Below are 18,547 nucleotides of genomic sequence, written 5' to 3' on the forward strand. Positions count from 1 at the left end.
TTATAGTCCTTTAGATCGAATACTTGATATTGAAAGAAATATAATCACGATCTGACATCGCGTTGGTTGTTCCCACTCCGCCAAAGAAGTTGTTGTAGGATAAGTCCGCACCCCAACGGTTTTGGTATTCAAAATTCAGACCTAAGGCCACTGACTTACGTCCTTCGGTAAAGAGGAACATTGGATCTGGCGTAATACCGTCAACATCGTGTGAGAAAATCAACCGTGGTGACATGTTCACGCCCGCAAACAAGTTGTTAAACTCTGCTTTCGCCACCAGACGGTATCCCCACGCGAAATCTGTTGGGAATGGGTTAGTTTCTGGACCATTGTGCACGGCTTGGATGATGCCTGGCATATCGGGATTACCGCCAGAACGTGCGGTACCTGGGCCATTAAGACGTAGTTCATCAAAACCTGGCATATCGTGGATCCATACCCCACCGACTTCAGCCAACATCGTCAAGTTATCCAATCCCAAGGTCGGACCGAATAAATGCGTGAAGGTGACTTGCGCTTGAGTGGTATCTAGGCGAATAAAACCGTCAACGGTTTCGCCAGGTTGTACGCCATCAATTTGAGAAATGCCGTCGAATTGAGAAGCACGACCTGCATTGGCTAACTGTTGTGGCATACCCGCAAATAGCAGCTCAACGTCATCGATTTGCAGCGGTTCATCTTGACGGTGAGCGATTTCAGCGCCGACTGAGGTATCGCCCAATGAGGTGTTAAAACTGAAACCATAAAGTTTAATGTCTTCAGGGTAAACAATTTGCGCCTTAGAGAAGCTCTTTAAGCTGAGCAGCAATTCGCGGTTAATATCACCCGCATTTTGACCGAGTACTGCAAGATCTGACAACAGTGCGCCAGTGCTAAAATCTGCGGCGGTACCACTGATCAGCGGACGACGGCTGTGGTAGTTCATAAAGTAGAAACCAAACTCGGTATCGCCTAACTCAGGGGCGTAATAACCCAGCTTGATACCATATTGGCCACCGTTACTTGGGGCTTGCTCATCTTGCACTAACGTCACTTTCGTTGGATAAGCTAAGGCCATAGCAGCCAACCGATCCGTAGTAGGTTGGCCACTGGCGACCATCCCAGCCAGTTTCTGATATTCCTGCATCAAGAAGTCTAAATTGATGTCTGGGTTGGCGTTAAAGCCTAATTGCGCGTTCTGGTTATAACCACCGTAACCGGCGAAATCGTTAGTCGCAAAAATCGAGCCTGGGGTTGGGATCCACACGGGTTCCCAATCATATTGATAGAAACCTTCTACCGATAGGTTTTCGGTGATCCCCAATGAGGCCCACACCATACCCTGAGGACGGAAGGCTTCTTTGAGTTCCGCGCCTGGCGCGTTCAAGATATTCAAATCGACAGGGTTGATTTCACCAATACCGTGGGCGATCAGCGTACTTTCACCCCAAGAAACCACTTGGTTACCCACACGGATAGAAAGCGGGTTAGCACCATCGTTTAAATCAAAATTCGCGTAGACGAAGGCATCCAGCAGACGGATGTCCTTACATTGCACTTCAGACGCTTTACTGTCGCGGCAAGGATCGTATTCTTTCCCTGTTAACGGGTCATTGAAGTCGTAGTTACCATCGTTTAGCTTACGATCGTAAAAATACATACCACGAACGAATAGACCATAGTTCTCATATTTAAGGGATAACTCGTGTAATCCTTTAACGATTTCGGATGTAGTATCACCTTGAGAATAAAGTAAATTACTCAAATCGTTGTTGCTAGAATAAGAACCAGGTTGTGCCCAAATCTCAGCAGAAGTATATTTAGTTTTGGTACTGTCAAACGCTGTGTAGTTTGACCAATCAAACTGTGGCTGGTTTACCTTACCAATTTGTCCATCCCAATCGCGCTCCCCTACACGCCAACTGGCACCAGCAGTCCAAGTCGAGTCAAAAGTCCCTTGTATCTCCCCCCAATCGAACGCAACCGCATTAACATTCGACACCATCAATAAACTCAATGCCGACGCCACCCCCAAAGCAAGCGCCGACTTGTTAAAACTTTTTTTAACAATTTTCATTTTAGCTCTCCGTACCCTGCTGGATTCTTTGTTCTTGGAATTACAACCAACATCTTGTTAGCTCACAGGTAACATCATTGTTACAGCAATTAATCCCCATGAGCAAGGCACAGTTAGAGAAAATTTTCTAAAGAATTAAGCACGTAGACACATTTATGTCATCTACTACAGGGATGGGATTTAAATTAGAAAAGCAGAAGATTGAAAATCGTGGGAAGAACCATGCAAAAAACTTTATATTTCATTAGCATAATCACAAAGAAAATATCATATTTCCGTGATTGTAATTAGTCGACCGTTTAAAGTAATTACTCTAAGTAAAAATCAACAATTTATTAGGCTAACTGCTCTAGCGACACAAATTGCCCTTTATCATCGAGCACCAGTTTGAACTGTCCATGAATACCGTTATCGGTTAAAAAACGCCTAAAATGTCGGCCATTAATCCACAGGATCCGCCCCTGACGCTCACGCACTTCAACCTTATCGGCAATGCCTTGATAGTAAGGTAAAAACTCTCGATAACTTAGATTTAGCTTAAAATACAATTCCATATTAAAACTCAAATAATCGGCATAAAACTGGTAGTGGCTATTTACGACGGGCCAATTACAGCTGTTGGACCAACAAACAGCATGTCGTAGAAACAGAGCTATTGCCTTGAATTATCGGCCTCACAGGGGCAATGTAACACGCTAATACCCTCATCAAAAGGCCATCATATTCAATAGTATAAAGCGTCATACCTTAGATTTAACTTAACTCGTTAAATAGTATAACTAGGGCGCCTAGCCTTCAATTTAGCCCTAACTGCTCATTACTGCTTGGAAGAATGAGGGCAGCATAATGCTGCCCTCTTCATAGCTACTGTGCTAATGCCTTAGATACTTTCTCGAATAAATCTTTCGACAGTTCAGGCAGCGCCAACAATCGCGTTAAACAAGCCTTGATCTTGACTTGGCGCGCCTCATCAAACTTACTAAATTGGATGAGTGGCGTCACCATACGCGCCGCAACCTGCGGGTTGAGTTTATTTAAGCTGATAAGACATTCAGTTAAAAACTCGTAACCTTTGCCATCGGCGCGGTGGAATTGGTAGATATTCCCTGCCGCGAAACTGCCAATCAGTGAACGCACGCGGTTAGGATTGCTCATGCTAAAGTTCGCGTGTTGTTGTAATTGACGCAAACTATCAATCACCCCTTCCACATCATGGGTCGCCTGCAGCATGAACCATTTGTCCATCACCAGCGGCGTATCGCGCCAGCGGGCTTCAAACATTGCCATCAAATGTTCGCGGCAAGGTAATGAGCCGACATTCGCCGCACTTAATGCGCCGAGTGAGTCAGTCATATTGGCTGCCTTATCAAACTGCTCAACCACAAAGCTTTCGGCCTCGCTACTGACTCGGCTCAACCAGTTAAGACATTGGTTTTTCAGCGCCCGCGCTTTTGTGCAATCACGGTTTACCAATGAGCGATACAGCGCCGTTAATTCATCTTCACAATAGGCGGCAAGCTCTGTGAGCACAAATTCACGGGCTAAGGCTAAGGCATCTAAATCGACCGTGTCGGTTTGCTCAATCAACGCTGAGGCCGATGGGATGGCTAACATTTCCGCCATCAGCGCCTGATCTAACTGCTCATCGAGTAAGGCGCCTTTAAAGCTGTCCTTCACTCTCTCATCTAAGGTCATGGTGTGATGTTGCTGTAAATGCGCCACATTTTGCCAAATCGCTTGGCTCACGAGCGCCACCGACGCCTCCCAACGTGCCACTTCACTCGAGGCAAAGCGCATCAAATGCACAAGCTGATCGATTTCAAAGGGATAATGCAATTTAACCGGTGCAGAGAAATCCTGTAGTAAGGATGCCACGGGTTTATGGCGCATACCTTCAAATGTAAATACTTGCTCTGCTTGAGTAAAATCAAGCACTTGATTTACCAGTGACTGCCCTTTCTCATCTAACAGCTCTAAGCTAAAGGGAATATGCAAGGGTGAAGCACAACCAGCTAACGTTTGTTTGAGGGTTAACTGGTAAGTTCCAGTCTCGGCATCAAAACTGTCGCTTGCGGTGACAATTGGCGTGCCCGCTTGGCTATACCAGAGACGGAATTGCGTTAAATCGATACCACTGGCATCTTCCATCGCCGCGACAAAATCATCGCAAGTCACGGCTTGGCCATCGTGGCGTTTGAAGTATAACTTCATCCCCGCTTGGAAATGGGCTTCACCCAACAGGGTGTGCATCATGCGAATAACTTCGGCGCCCTTGTTATACACAGTAACAGTATAAAAATTATTCATCTCAATCACAGACTCGGGGCGGATCGGATGCGCCATTGGGCCTGAGTCTTCAGCAAACTGCTGGTTTTTGATGACTTTAATCGCGTGAATTCGGTTAACAGCACGAGAGCCTAAATCCGAACTAAACTCCTGATCGCGAAACACTGTCAAGCCTTCCTTGAGGCTTAATTGGAACCAGTCACGGCAAGTCACGCGGTTACCAGTCCAGTTATGGAAGTACTCATGGCCGACCACAGATTCAATGCCGTGGTAATCCTCGTCGGTTGCGGTCAAAGTATCTGCCAACACATACTTGGTGTTGAAGATGTTTAAGCCTTTGTTTTCCATCGCCCCCATATTGAAGAAGTCAACCGCGACTATCATGTAGATATCTAAGTCGTATTCTAAGTCAAAACGAGATTCATCCCAGGCCATAGACTTTTTCAGGGACGCCATCGCATGGTGCGCTTTGTGTAAATTACCTTTATCGACAAACACCTGCAGTACCACTTTGCGATGACTGCGGGTGATAAACTCATCCTGCAGCAGATCGAAATCACCAGCGACTAAGGCAAACAGATAGGCGGGTTTTGGGAAAGGATCTTGCCAGCGCACGTAATGACGGCCACCATCGAGCTCGCCTTTCTCAATCAAGTTACCATTGCTGAGCAGGAACGGAAACGCCAGTTTATCGGCTTCGATTCGCACTGTGTATTTGGCTAACACATCGGGACGGTCGAGAAAATACGTGATGCGTCTAAAGCCTTCGGCTTCGCACTGAGTACAGTAGGCGCCGTCGGACATATAGAGCCCTTCGAGGCTTGAGTTAGCCTCGGGATCGAGTTGGGTGATGATGGTCAACTCAAATTCATTCAGCGATGTCTCGATGGACAACTGCCCTTCACTCGCGTGATACGTCGTCGCTTGTCCATCAATGGTCACACTCACTAAGGTCAAACTTTCACCATCGAGCACTAAGGGATTGATGTGGGAAGAAGTGCGTTTGACTTTGCTAACGGCTTTAACCAAGGTGTTTTTACCATCGAGATTAAAATCTAAATCAATGGTTTCGATCGTGAACTGGGGAGCTTGATAATCTTTAAGGTATTTTGCTTGTGCTTGTGTCATGTCGTTCCCTTTAACACTGTTCTAAATAAGAAAAACGCGCCATAAGCGCGTTTTAAGATACGGTAAACAGGCGCAATAATCGCCTATTTAGTGCCAGCGTTAGCCAGCTTTTTTGCATCCGCCATATCGAAGGTGATATAGGCCGTTTCGTCTAAGAAGGCATCCGGTGCTTCAATGTCGTCTTTGTCTTTAATGTCTTCCATCGATTTAACCGCGGCTAAACCATGGGCAACACGACGCTCGTTGGTTCTATCGAGTACTTTCTTCTCATCGGCTTCACGCGAGGCAATGCGCTCACTTTCAACTAAGGAGACAGTTTTCTCTTTATGATGCTTTTTAAAGTCGGCAATATCTTGATTGATATAGTTAAACTCAACATTGTTCTGAATACGGGCAAGGTGCTTTTTATCTAAACTCGCCACCAACTCAGGGGTGATGTCGTTTAGGGTGCCGTATTGCGCCATTGGCACTTTATCCCAAGGTAAAGCATTCTTCTCTTCCGCTTCACCGTATTCACCCGGCTCTAACGCACTTGGGTAAGCAATGTTCGGGGTTACGCCTTTGAGCTGAGTGCTGCCACCGTTGATACGGTAGAACTTCTGAATCGTGTACTGCACGTGACCAATCGGCTTCTCGTACATATCGTAGATTCGACCAAGGCTCTTATGCTGCTGCACCGTGCCTTTACCAAAGCTTGACTCACCAACAATCAGTGCACGGTCGTAATCTTGCAACGCAGCGGCAAAAATTTCCGAAGCTGATGCACTGTAACGGTCAACCATAATGGTTAACGGACCAGCATAGGTCGTCTTGCCATCGTTATCTCGGTGGGCAGACACTCGACCATCGGCGTCACGTACTTGCACCACAGGGCCCATATCGATAAAGAGTCCCGTCAGTAACACGGCTTCGGTCAACGCACCGCCGCCATTACCACGTAAGTCGATGACGACGCCTTCAACCTTGGCTTCGTTTAACTTCACCAATTCTTTTTCGACGTCCTGGGATAGGTTCATATAGAAACCAGGAATTTGAATCACACCCACTTTACGGTTGGCGTATTCACCGTCTTTCGGCTCGATGATCTTTGAGGTCGCGGCACGGTCTTCTAAACGGATTTTGTCGCGCACTAAGGTCAAATTAAACGGCTTCGCGTTAGAGCCGCCCTTCTTAGGTAAAATCTGTAATACGACTTTACTGCCCTTAGGCCCTTTGATCAGATCGACCACATCGTCTAATCGCCAGCCGATCACATCAACAATCTCACCGCCTTCTTGGCCGACGCCGACGATCTTATCTTCAGGCGACAGTTTTTCACTGCTGGCCGCAGGGCCGCCTGCAATCAAGCTCTTGATAACAGTGTAATCGTCTTCGAGCTGTAACTGCGCACCAATCCCCTCGAGGCTTAAGTTCATTTCCATTTGGAAACGCTCAGCATTACGGGGCGATAAATAGCTAGTATGTGGCTCGATGCTACGGGAGAACGCATTCATCACCGCTTGGAACACATCTTCGCTATTGGTCTGGGTCAGACGCTTGATGGCGTTGTTATAGCGTTTTTGCAGAATATCAACGATTTCAGGCCATTTCTTGCCTGTGAGTTTCAGATTCAGCGCATCGTATTTAACACGTTGACGCCATAATTCGTTGATCTCGGCTTGATCTTTTGGCCAAGCAACATCTTCTCTATCGTATTCGTAGGCATCACCCGGAACGGTAAAGTCCATCTCTTTGTCGAGCAGAGAGAGTGCGTATACAAAACCTTCGTAGCGACGTTTCTGAACCAAATCAAACATCTTATAAGCAGGCTCGAGTTCACCCGTGCTCAGCATATCGTCAAACTGATTAACGTAAGGTTTGAAGCTATCGACATCGGCTTGCGTCAGCACATTACGACGGTAGTCGAGTTGCTGCAGGTAGCGGTCAAAAATCTGAGCAGAAAACGCATCATCTAATGCAAATCTATGATAGTGGGAACGAGTGTATAAATCCGTCACTCGCTTACTCGCCACTTTATGCTGCGCTTCCTGCTTGAGAGTGGGTAACTCGCTGACTTGAATCGTAGGGGGGACAGCCCAAGCCGAGAATCCGACAAAAACAGTGGCAATGGATGTAGCCAAAGTGAGTTTTCGCATCAACAAGTTACTCCGTTTGATTAAATGATTACAGCAGGATATGTTCCGCTTTCACTTTTACCGTTAAGCCGCTATCTAGCTGAACATGAATGTCCTCTTTGTTAATGTCGGTGATCACGCCGGCTACTGGCGTCATCCCTAACTTAACATTGACACGTTGCTTCTTCGCTAAATCGGTCAATTGCGCTTGAACTAAGTTAACAGCAGGCTCTGCCTTAGGTGCTACTTTTGCTGGGCGCTCAGTCTTACGTGCTGGCACGGCAACTTTCTTAGGGGCTTTCTTCGCAGGGGCTTTACCCGCAGGCGCCGCTTTTGGCGCTTGAGCTGCACGCTTAGCTTTTGCTTTATCTTGGCTTTCTTTCAACATCGCTTGAGCATGATCGATATGCTCTTGCTCTAACTCACCACATGGCTGACCATCAAGATCCACACGCTGTGCACCGGCTTTTACCGATTTCAGGTAGCGCCAGCTGCTGGTGTAGCGTCTTAAGGCAACTCGCAGTTGAGTTTTACTGACTTTAGAATCATCAGCCAACCTTTCAGCCAAATCTTGAAACAATCCGATTTTTAATGGCTTAGTTTCACCTTCAGCAATAAAGCACAAAGGAAATGTTTCATACAAATACGCCAAAATTGCGTTGGTGTCGGTCAACTTATCTGTTGATTCCATCATTACTTCCACAGTTAAAAAGGGACATCGAATCCGAGGTGATAAAAATCAGCTTCTTACGAGTCGTTTATCTTGGTTAAGCTCACATATGAGCCAAAGTACAAATTAGCATTCTCGCCGAGTTAACTAAAGTTAAAAAATATAAGTTAACAATTTTTCACGGCTGAACCTATCAGGCTTATTTCGGCAGTGCTCAAAATAAGCCTTATCAGTGCATCCGCTATTATAAGGCGCACGCCACCGATTGCGACTATGAATTATGCGTTATTGTACGCAAATTAAGCAAATAGGCAGTTTTCGAAGCTTTTTACCAATAATTCCAAGCCCTTTTGGTCTTCTTCATCGAAGCGGTCAAAAATAGGACTATCGATATCCAGCACGGCCACAACCTTACCATCGGCGCGCACTGGGATAACAATTTCAGAATTACTGGCTGAATCGCAGGCGATATGACCATCAAATTGATGTACATCGGCGACGCGCTGCGTCTGATTGGTTTGCGCGGCGGTACCGCACACGCCCTTACCCATTGGAATACGGGTACAGGCCACTTTACCTTGGAAAGGACCCAACACCAGCTGTTCGCCACGCATCACGTAAAAACCCACCCAGTTCAGTTCGGTTAGGTTATCGTTTAGCAAAGCAGAAAAGTTAGCCATGGCAGCCACTAAATCATCCTCGCCCTCGAGTAAGGCCAGCGCTTGACGATTCAGTGACTCATAAAATTGCGGTTTCATAGACTTCCTAAAAAATTATTCGGCAGCGTCGTCCTTCTTAGGCGCTTTTTTCGCTGCATTTTGTTTTGATGGCGTACTATTAACTTGAACCACGCCTTTAAGCAAGTTTGTCAGCTCATCTTTATTGTTAGCAAAATAGAATGCGAGCTGTTCGCTCACGGTTTCATCAATTCCGAGCTGCGCTTTTTGAATAAATGGAATGAGGTTATCGGCGATGTCGAGCATCTTATCGTAGGCGTCAGCCTCCTTTTTCGATGTAAATGTCATCTTCTCCACCCCTTCTCTTACCACGACAAACTGTGTAATAACTGCCATGACTGCCCTCGCACTGTTTTTATATACAGTAATCAGGATGACATAAAGTGAACTAGTGATGCAAGTGTTCTGATTATTCTGGTATTATGAGTACGCTTTTCGTTGTCGAGATGGGTCAAGCAATGTGCTATCTCACCCTGTAATATGGTTTTATTGCGGATTATTTGCTCTCTCAATGGCTTTGGGGCTAATTTAATATTTTTATATGCATGAAAATACAGCAGAAAACTCTGTAATCCTCTGTCGTTCCTGCGACTTAGCCGTTCGAAAGCGCGCCTTACCTACGGGTGTTAGGGCGTTATGCCCGCGCTGCAGCACCGCACTTTATGACACACCATACTGCTCGGTAAACGGCATGTTAGCGCTGTGTATTACCGCGCTGGTGTTCTATTTTCCCGCCAATTTTTTCCCGGTACTCGAAATCCATTTTTTGGGTAGCATTCGCACGACTACAGTGTTTCAGGGCGCCTTTGCGGTGTTCGACCAAGGTTATTGGGTCGTGGGATTAGCCGTGCTCGCCGCCGCCGTGATTGGCCCGGGGTTATTGATCCTGTCGATCCTCAGCCAGATTTTGATCGTCAAATGGGGACTGGGCAGTCCATTTTGGCGTCGCAGCCTCAAACAGTTGTTAAAGCTGCAAGGGCTGCTGTCCCAGCTCACCATGCTGGAGATTTATGTGATTAGCTTTTTGGTGTCATCATTTCAGTTATCTGATTTCTCGGATATTTACTTCGGTATGGGCACCTTCTGCTTCACCATGCTTTTTTTAGTCACCCTGTTTTTGCAGCGTGAATACGATATTGAGCATATGTGGAGTCTTCTCATGCAGGAGCGACACTAAGATGCAGCAACAGGGAAAAGACTTAGGCCTGTGCCTGTGCAGGGTGTGCCGGCAGCTTAATAGCAGTGACAATAGCCACTGCAGCCGCTGCGAGGCCGAGCTCCATGTCCGTGATCACAGCAGCTTACAAAAAAGTTGGGCGCTGCTGATCACCGCCGCCATTTTGTTGGTTCCCGCCAACCTCTACCCCATTACAATGCTCACCAATCAGGGGCAAGTGCGCCACGATACGATTTTTTCGGGGATTATCCATTTAGTGCATTCGGATATGTTGCCCATCGCCATTATTGTGTTTATTGCCAGTATTTTAGTGCCTTGGGTGAAAATTATCGGTTTGGCTACTTACCTCTGTGCCATCAGTTTTAATCTGCCAATTTCGAAAAAGAAACTCATGGTGGGATTTCATGTGATTGAGTGGATTGGCCGCTGGTCAATGCTCGATTTGTTTGTGATCTCCTTAACGGTTGCCCTCGTCAATATGGGGCAATTACTCGATGCAAAGCCTGCACCTGCGGCCACGGCGTTTGCATTGGTGATTTTACTGACTCAACTTGCCGCAAAAGTTTTAGACACTCGTTTACTCTGGGATCGATTGGAACCTCAAGATGACACAAATTGAATCGCCAAAAGTTGTGAAGAAAAAACTCTTTTCGCCGATTTGGCTGCTCCCGATAGTGGCGCTCGCACTCGGCGCATGGCTGGGCATTAAGAGCATCAAAGAATCGGGCATTGAAATTCAGATCCACTTCCCCAGTGCCACGGGGATCGATGTGGGCAAAACCTTAGTCAAATACCAAGGTCTTACTGTCGGTAAAGTAAAAGACATTGGTATCGATGAAGATCTTAAGGGCGTAAACGTCAAAGTCATGATGGACTATCGCGCTAAGCCATTCTTAAATAAAGAAACCCTCTTTTGGTTAGTCACCCCAAAAGCCAGCATTACGGGTGTTGAAGGCTTAGATGCGCTGTTTTCGGGTAACTATATCGCGATTCAACCCGGTAAAGGCAATGCCGCCACCTTCTTTGAAGCTGAGCGTCAACCACCACCGATGCAGGTGGGCTCAGAAGGGGTAATGATTGAACTGACAGCCGATAAACTCGGCTCGTTAGACGTGGGTTCGCCAGTGTTCTTTCGTCAGATCCCCGTCGGCAGCGTGGTCAGCTATCGTTTAGACGGCAACGCCAGAGTCATTATCAGCGCCTTTATCCAAGAGCAATATGCGCGTTTAGTGAAGAAAAACTCTCACTTTTGGAACGTTTCGGGCGTGAAAGTCGACGCCAGTTTAGCGGGTATTAAAGTCAACACTGAGAGCTTGGCTTCCATTCTGGCGGGCGGCGTGAGTTTCAGCTCTGATGATAAAGCGCCAGCGGCACAAAATGGTGACAGTTTTGCCCTCTACGATTCCGAAACCAGCGCCCTTGGTGGAATTGAAGTGAGCCTGACCATGAACGATGGCAACGCGATTGATAAAGGCACTCGCATTGTGTACCGCGGTATCACCATTGGTACTCTGCAGAGCAAACAACTCACGGCAACCGGCGTGACTGCGGTAGCCAAATTTGAGCCTGAATACGCCAACCTGTTAACCAGTGACGGACTGTTTTGGCTTGAAGGCGCGGATATTTCGCTCTCTGGGATCAAAAACCCCGAGCGTTTACTCACGGGAAGCGTGATTAACTTCTTACCCGGCACCAATGCCAATACGGCGCTGCCAAGCAGTTTTGCCCTGCAAGAAACGGCGCCCGATCTATTGAAGGCCAAAAAACGTCAGCTCACTATCACCTCAACTGAAAACATGGGCCTCACCGCAGGTGCTGAAGTGCGTTATAAGCAACTGCCTATCGGTCAGGTGCTGGCGGTGAAATTAACCAAAGATCTGTCGGCCGTTGAATATCAACTCGAGCTGCAGCCTGAGTTTGCCAGCTTAGTTCGCAGTGACAGCTATTTTATCCCCGAGTCGGCGCTGAGTATCGATGCCTCACTCGATGGGGTATCGGTGAAAACCCGCGATATGGCGACCCTCACCAAAGGGGCCGTGAGTCTTATCCCAGGAACCAGCGACACACCGCTTGCGGCGAATACTCGCCTGTCACTCTTTAGCTCAATGGATGAAGCGAAACAGTTTTTTGCTCGACAGCAACGTCTGTACTTTACCCTCACCAGTGTCGATGGCGCCGATGTCAGCCAAGGCTCACCGATTTACTATAAAAAAATGCAAATCGGCAGTGTGGAGTCGGTCAACTGGCAGAGTAAAACCGAAGACTTTGCGATTAAAATCGCAATCGATAAGCAGTTCCAACCCTTAGTGCAAAAACCTAAAGTGTTTTGGCGCAACAGTGCCGTGGATGTCAATGCCAGTCTTGCGGGTATTGATGTCGCCGTCGCGCCACTCCAGGGCGCGTTAAAGGGCAGCATCAGCTTAGGTTTGTTAGATAGTTCAACGACTGAGCCTAATTCAACACTTAAACTGTACGAAAGCAAACAGCTCGCCTTAGCGCAGGCTCAAGCCATCAAACTCACCTTACCCGCCTCAGCGAAATTGGCTGCCAAGGCTGCAATTCGTTATCAAGGTCATCAGGTGGGTGAAGTGACACAAGTTAAGCTCAATGCCGACTTAACCACCCTCACGGCCACCGCCTATCTCTATGGCGACTATGCCGAACACTTCAGCCGCAGTGATACTGAGTACCATATGGTTGATGCGCAAATCTCATTAGCGGGGATCAAAGCACCAGAAACCTTAATCACTGGGCCTTATATTGGTGTGTTACCGGGTAAGAGCAACCAAAAGGCGAGTCAATTCCAGGCCAAATTAGTTGAAAGCAGCTATGCCAACGTGGCCGAAGATGCGCTTAAGTTTACCTTAGAAGATAGCAACCTTGGCTCGATGAAAGTCGGCACGCCTATCTTCTTCCGTGGCATAAAAGTCGGCCAAATCGATGGTTACAGCCTGTCGACTCAAGGCAACAGCGTGCTAATGCAAGCACATATTGAGCCGCAGTACAGTCACTTAGTGAATCAGAGCAGTCAGTTCTGGGACGCTTCAGGTATCAAAGTCGATGTGGGGATTTTCTCTGGTGCGCAAATTGAAGCCGGCTCGCTCGAAACCCTATTGGCGGGCGGCATTAATGTCGCCACCAAGGAAACGACGCAAGCAGGTAATCGCTTAAACCAAGGCGCTGTGATTAAGTTGCAACACAAGGCCCAGAACGAATGGCAGGAATGGGCTCCAGCCCAGTAGCAAATCCATTTTGCTAAGGCCCTCATTCAGGGCCTGTATTACGGAACATTAGTGAAGGAACTGTTTTAACTTTAGGTGAGTCATGAAAGGAAAGTACTCAAAATTAATCCAAGAGTATTGTGAGCAAGGAAGTATCTATATTCCTCCCGGGTTTAAGCGCCATTCAGCTTCTCATTTGGCGGTAATCCGGCATGATTCAGGCGAGCCCAAGTTAGTCGCTAAAACCTTTTTTAAGAAAGAAGATCTTAATTATTATATTTCTTCCACATTAATGGAGTTGGTGATTGATAGTGGGGGAAATCTTCCTGCAAAGGTGGTTGATTTCAAAGAAAATATAGAATTCAAGATTGCAAGTAATGGTGCACTGATTAAGTTATAATCCGTGTGTTTGCGTGATAATCAGTCCCGCAAGCTTAGTGTCATTTAAAAATCAGGCGCATTTGATAAACTCTAATGCGCCTGATTTTTACCTGCTAAAGCGACTGTTTGCATCGCTATCATTGCGCCTTTCGCCACCACATCCTTAGCCATAAAACCAATAACAAACCGCAATCGCGGCGCAGATCCCTGCAAAATCGGCCGTTAAACCACAGGCAAGCGCATGGCGCCCGTGACGGATCCCAACGGAGCCAAAGTAAACTGCCAGCACATAAAAAGTCGTTTCAGTGCTCCCTTGGAAAATCGCTGCCAAGCGCCCCGCAAAGGAGTCCACACCATGGTGCGCCATGGTTTCGAGCATCATAGCCCGCGCGCCCGAGCCGCTAAAAGGCTTCATTAATGCGGTTGGCATTGCATCGACAAAACGGGTATCAAACCCCAAAAGACTCACGCCACTGGCAATTAGTTGCAGCAGGTAATCCAAGGCGCCCGATGCCCTGAGTAGGCCAATCGCCAGCAGCATGGCTAGAAGATACGGGATCAGTTGAATCGATTGGTTAAACCCCGCCTTAGCGCCTTCGATAAACTCATCATAAATCGCCACTTTTCTCACGCCCGCCACCAGCACAAAACTGAAGACTAACAGTAGCAATACCCCGTTGCCCAAGGCGGTCGACACTGTGCCAATGGAGTCTGCGGTTAAGGTCATCAAATAAAAACCACTGGCGACTAATGCCGACAGCAGCACTGCGCCATATCCGAGCACCACGGCATTGAGCAGTGAAAGCCGCTGCACAACAGCGACGATCAGAAGCCCCGCTAAGGTTGAGGCTGATGTGGCGAGCAGAATGGGTAAAAAAATGTCCGCAGGTGCGGCGGCGCCCTGCTGGGCACGGTACAAAAACACAGTGACAGGAACTAAGGTCACCGAGGAGGTATTGAGCACTAAAAATAGAATTTGCGCATTGGTCGCGACGCTTTTGACCGGATTAAGACTCTGCAAATCCTGCATTGCCTTAAGCCCCAATGGCGTTGCTGCATTATCTAGCCCAAACACGTTGGCAGTTAAGTTCATCGTCATACTGCCAAATGCGGGGTGTCCCTTGGGCACTTCGGGCATCAAGCGGCGCAGCAGCGGTTCAAACACAAAGGCAATCGCCCCAACAACGCCTGCCTTTTCACCAATTCGCATTAATCCCATCCACAGGGACAAAACGCCCACTAAGCCTAAGGCGATTTCAGCAGCGAGTTTAGCGCTGGCAAACAAGGCCTCTACCGCGTTGGCAAGCACCTCGATATGCCCATTAAAAAGCTGTACCGACATCGCCAGCAGCGATGTGAGGAAAAACACTAACCACACCCGATTTAGCACTCTGCCGCTTCCTTATTTTTATCCATGCTTTATGTTTATGTTGCTGCGATAACCGGTTTTTGATGGCAAAAGCCAAGGGAGAAAATCCCAGCCCAGTAAGGGATTATGATATACTTGCCGCAGTTGATACACAGCCTAATCCCGTTATGGTTCAATTAAATCAAAATTTTATCAATACTATTGCCCAAGAACTGCCCGCCCATCTCTCAATGGATGACTTTATCGCGGCCTGTTCAAGACCACTACGCCGCTCGATTCGCGTCAACACCTTAAAGATCAGCAGTGAAGACTTTAAGCAATTAATGCAGCCTAAGGGATGGACCTTTGAGCCTATTCCCTGGTGTGAGGATGGTTTCTGGATAAGCTACGATGAAGAAGAGCAGCTCGGCAACGCCCTAGAGCATATTCAGGGATTGTTCTATATCCAAGAAGCCAGCTCCATGTTGCCCCCCACTGCGCTATTTACCCCAAATGCGGATTGGCAATGTGTATTAGATTTAGCTTCGGCGCCCGGCTCTAAAACCACGCAAATGGCAGCGTTAATGAATAATCAAGGCTTATTAGTCGCCAATGAATATTCCGCTAGCCGCGTCAAAGTGCTCCATGCCAATGTGCTGCGCATGGGCGCCAGTCACTGCGCCCTGACCCACTTCGATGGACGGGTATTTGGCGAGTATCTGTATGAAAGTTTTGATGCGGTGTTGATTGACGCCCCCTGCGGCGGTGAAGGCACAGTCCGTAAAGATGCGGACGCGTTAAAATCTTGGTCCCTCGATGAGGTGATCGAAATTAGCGAAACCCAAAAAGCATTAATCGAATCCGCCTTTTTGGCGTTAAAACCGGGTGGCAGTTTGGTGTATTCCACTTGCACCCTTAATCGGCACGAAAACCAAGGCGTGTGCGAATATTTACAGCAAACCTATGGCGATGCAGTGCAATTTGAATCCTTAAGCCAACTGTTTGATGGCGCCGAAAAAGCCACTACGCCAGAAGGCTTTTTGCACGTTTGGCCGCAAATTTACGACAGTGAAGGCTTTTTTGTCGCTAAGTTGACTAAAACCCGCTCGGTACCACGCTTACAACCTGAGCCTAAATTGCAAAAGAATTTCCCCTTTACGGAGGCGAGTGCCAAACAAGCCAAAGCCATTCAAGCCTATTTTGCCGATGATCTGGGTATCGAACTGCCCGATGATCTCATTATGGTGCGCGACGATGAATTTTGGCTCTTTCCCCATGAATTTAGAGACTTTATTGGCAAAATGCGCTTTCAGCGGATTGGGGTTAAGCTTGCCGACCACAGCAAACATGGCTTTAAAGTCCGTCATGAAGCCATTATTGCGCTTGCGGGAAAAGCACTTACCGCAGGGACGGCAAACGGCGCTAAAGTGGTCGAGGTTAGCGATGAGCAGGCGAAAGAGTATTTGATGGGACGAGATATTCCCCTCGATACGGCAGGCAAGGCTCAAGGTGAAGTGATTGTCTGTTATGGCGGCGCGCCCTTAGGCATGGCTAAACATTTAGGCAATAAATTAAAAAACAGCCTGCCCAGAGACTTAGTAAAAGATAAAGTGTTATTGCTGCCACCACAGGCATAATGGTTATAAATCGATCATTTTTTAGCGAGAAATAACCTAAAAAAGGGGATAGAGAAAGTGTCACTCACACTAAACTCAACTACACTGAGTCTATTGTAAAGCGCACTGCATGGCGCTTTCATCTGTAGCGCACGGCTCTTCAACGAGCCATTCCCCTAGGCCCAAACAGTTGGAATCGTTTTGGGCCTTTTTTTATGGGCTTACGCCTAATCGAGTTCAGCTTTTATTTATGGGGCAAACTTCACCGACTAGCACTTTACTCACAAAGTGTAAGTAAAGGCTTAGTCTTTGCGGACTCAAGCAAATGCTACACGTCTTATCGGCCGATTAAACGGGCCGCATCCTTAAACAAATTAAAGAAGTTCTCACTGGTGTACTCGGCAAGCTCTTCGTAACGCTCTGCGCGCAGTTCTGCCACAAACTCGGCCACATCACGCACATAGGCAGGTTGATTCTCCTGTCCACGGTGTGGAATAGGCGCAAGATAAGGCGAATCGGTTTCCACCAATAAACGATCTTTAGGCACTTTGCGGATCACGGTTCTTAACTCACCAGCATTTTTAAAGGTCACAATGCCTGAAACGGAAATATAAAAACCTAAGTCAATCGCCGCCTTGGCCATTTCCCAGTTTTCCGTAAAGCAATGCAACACGCCACCGACTTTGTCCGCCTGCCCCGCTTTGAGCATGTTGATGGTGTCTTCACGGGCATCACGGGTATGCACAATCAGCGGCTTATTGACTTCAACCGCCAAGGCTATTTGTTGCTCAAAACACTGTTGTTGCAGAGCTTTAGTTTCATCGGCATAAAAATAATCTAAGCCGGTTTCACCAATAGCCACCACTTTCGGATCCATCGCAAAACGGCGAATTTGCTCAACATCGAGGCCGTCTTTCACATCCAGCGGATGCACGCCCGAAGACAAAAACACTTGCTCGAAAGCAGCAACCTTGTCACGCATCGACTCGAATCCCTGCTGGCGCACATTGACACAGAGCATATAGTCGACACCGCGCGCCTTAGCGTTAGCGAGAATGAGTTCTAAGGTTTGTTGATCGGGCGCCGCTTTCAGGCGATCGAGATGGCAATGTGAATCGATAAGCACAGCAATTTCCACACAGAGAAACAAAAAAGGAGCACAAGGATACTCAGCGATGGGATCGAGGTCAAATTCCGCTAAGGCTCACTCAGCACTAAATAACCTGAGCTCGGGATAAGTAGAGTCGCTGAATAGGCATCTTTTCGGGCCTCTCTGCGTTGCTCTGTCTAACCATAGCACGCTATGGCGTACGACAGAGCGCCTTGATATGCGCAAAAATCTGTGCACTCAGTTAAAAAGATTTTAAACCTTTAAAAACAAAAGATTACGCAGCTTGCATGGATTGTTAAATTTAGATTTTCGACACTCGCTACCCCGAGTTCAGGTTAAATACTCGGTGTAGGCCCTAGCTAAGCACAATAGAAATTACATAGTGCAAGTTAAGTCGCCCGAAGCGAGCTCTCGGGATAACAGTTTTTCGATATGATGTTTATGGCTGTCGGGATCAGAAACGATTTTAATCCCAATCCCCACGGGACGACCGCCCGATGCGCCCAGCGGATTAATCCACACAACCACGCCACGGAACTCGTTAGAGGTGGTCGCGCCGGGTAAGCGATAGGCAATGGTTAACGTCTCACCGAGGTAATGGGTTTCTCCGGTGGCGACAAACAGCCCTGCCGGTTTGATAAACGGCATATAGGCGCGGTAAAGCTGATGTAAGGTATCAAAATTTACGACAAGATCGACCAT

The 18,547-nt window shown here is 47.5% G+C and carries 15 protein-coding genes; 5 read left to right on the top strand and 10 right to left on the bottom strand.

Features of this window, described 5'->3' with window-relative positions; translation table 11 throughout:
* Positions 1–10: 10 nt before the first annotated feature.
* The 7 genes from CBX96_RS06840 to CBX96_RS06870 all read right to left on the bottom strand — a co-directional run bounded on the left by CBX96_RS06840 (position 11) and on the right by CBX96_RS06870 (position 9,327).
* Entirely contained in the window at positions 11–2,056 is a 2,046-nt protein-coding gene (locus tag CBX96_RS06840) for a DUF1302 domain-containing protein (protein WP_109286161.1), read from the bottom strand.
* 335 nt (positions 2,057–2,391) lie between these two features.
* Positions 2,392–2,610 carry a DUF2835 domain-containing protein gene (locus CBX96_RS06845; RefSeq protein WP_011622451.1) on the bottom strand — a complete coding sequence of 73 codons (219 nt, stop codon included), beginning with the start codon at positions 2,608–2,610 and terminating at the stop codon, positions 2,392–2,394.
* A gap of 310 nt (positions 2,611–2,920) precedes the next feature.
* Positions 2,921–5,470 (bottom strand): aminopeptidase N, encoded by a 2,550-nt coding sequence (pepN, locus tag CBX96_RS06850; RefSeq protein WP_109286162.1) that lies wholly within the window; start codon positions 5,468–5,470, stop codon positions 2,921–2,923.
* A gap of 83 nt (positions 5,471–5,553) precedes the next feature.
* Entirely contained in the window at positions 5,554–7,605 is a 2,052-nt protein-coding gene (gene prc / locus CBX96_RS06855; protein WP_181382152.1) for a carboxy terminal-processing peptidase, read from the bottom strand.
* A gap of 28 nt (positions 7,606–7,633) precedes the next feature.
* Entirely contained in the window at positions 7,634–8,275 is a 642-nt protein-coding gene (gene proQ, locus CBX96_RS06860; RefSeq protein ID WP_109286164.1) for an RNA chaperone ProQ, read from the bottom strand.
* A gap of 278 nt (positions 8,276–8,553) precedes the next feature.
* Positions 8,554–9,012 (bottom strand): GAF domain-containing protein, encoded by a 459-nt coding sequence (locus CBX96_RS06865; protein WP_011625985.1) that lies wholly within the window; start codon positions 9,010–9,012, stop codon positions 8,554–8,556.
* A gap of 15 nt (positions 9,013–9,027) precedes the next feature.
* On the bottom strand, positions 9,028–9,327 hold the full coding sequence (locus CBX96_RS06870) for a YebG family protein (RefSeq protein ID WP_089067972.1): 300 nt from the start codon (positions 9,325–9,327) through the stop codon (positions 9,028–9,030).
* A gap of 205 nt (positions 9,328–9,532) precedes the next feature.
* Here CBX96_RS06870 and CBX96_RS06875 point away from each other — a divergent pair, with 205 nt between their 5' ends.
* The 4 genes from CBX96_RS06875 (at position 9,533) to CBX96_RS06890 (ending at position 13,789) form a co-directional block, all read left to right on the top strand.
* The gene (locus CBX96_RS06875) at positions 9,533–10,168 is read left to right on the top strand and encodes a paraquat-inducible protein A (protein ID WP_086903596.1); all 636 of its coding nucleotides are present in this window, start codon (positions 9,533–9,535) and stop codon (positions 10,166–10,168) included.
* A gap of 1 nt (position 10,169) precedes the next feature.
* Positions 10,170–10,787, top strand: a complete 618-nt coding sequence (locus CBX96_RS06880; RefSeq protein WP_011622444.1) for a paraquat-inducible protein A — start codon at positions 10,170–10,172, stop codon at positions 10,785–10,787.
* A complete protein-coding gene (locus tag CBX96_RS06885) occupies positions 10,774–13,410 on the top strand; it encodes a PqiB family protein (RefSeq protein WP_109286165.1) in 2,637 nt (878 codons plus the stop codon). The genes CBX96_RS06880 and CBX96_RS06885 overlap by 14 nt, the downstream gene beginning before the upstream one ends.
* Positions 13,411–13,492: 82 nt before the next feature.
* Positions 13,493–13,789 carry a hypothetical protein gene (locus tag CBX96_RS06890; RefSeq protein WP_109286166.1) on the top strand — a complete coding sequence of 99 codons (297 nt, stop codon included), beginning with the start codon at positions 13,493–13,495 and terminating at the stop codon, positions 13,787–13,789.
* A gap of 144 nt (positions 13,790–13,933) precedes the next feature.
* Here the strand turns inward: CBX96_RS06890 and CBX96_RS06895 are convergent, their stop codons facing one another.
* The gene (locus tag CBX96_RS06895; protein WP_109286167.1) at positions 13,934–15,160 is read right to left on the bottom strand and encodes a nucleoside recognition domain-containing protein; all 1,227 of its coding nucleotides are present in this window, start codon (positions 15,158–15,160) and stop codon (positions 13,934–13,936) included.
* A gap of 146 nt (positions 15,161–15,306) precedes the next feature.
* On the opposite strand from CBX96_RS06895, the gene rsmF reads away from it, so the two are divergent.
* Positions 15,307–16,755 carry a 16S rRNA (cytosine(1407)-C(5))-methyltransferase RsmF gene (gene rsmF, locus CBX96_RS06900; protein WP_109286192.1) on the top strand — a complete coding sequence of 483 codons (1,449 nt, stop codon included), beginning with the start codon at positions 15,307–15,309 and terminating at the stop codon, positions 16,753–16,755.
* A gap of 316 nt (positions 16,756–17,071) precedes the next feature.
* On the opposite strand, the gene CBX96_RS06905 is transcribed toward rsmF, so the two are convergent.
* Entirely contained in the window at positions 17,072–17,860 is a 789-nt protein-coding gene (locus CBX96_RS06905) for a TatD family hydrolase (RefSeq protein WP_041408755.1), read from the bottom strand.
* A 360-nt stretch (positions 17,861–18,220) separates the two neighbouring features.
* Entirely contained in the window at positions 18,221–18,547 is a 327-nt protein-coding gene (locus CBX96_RS06910; RefSeq protein ID WP_011622439.1) for a PilZ domain-containing protein, read from the bottom strand.

It is taken from the genome of Shewanella sp. BC20, assembly GCF_003129585.1.
Lineage (GTDB): Bacteria > Pseudomonadota > Gammaproteobacteria > Enterobacterales > Shewanellaceae > Shewanella > Shewanella seohaensis.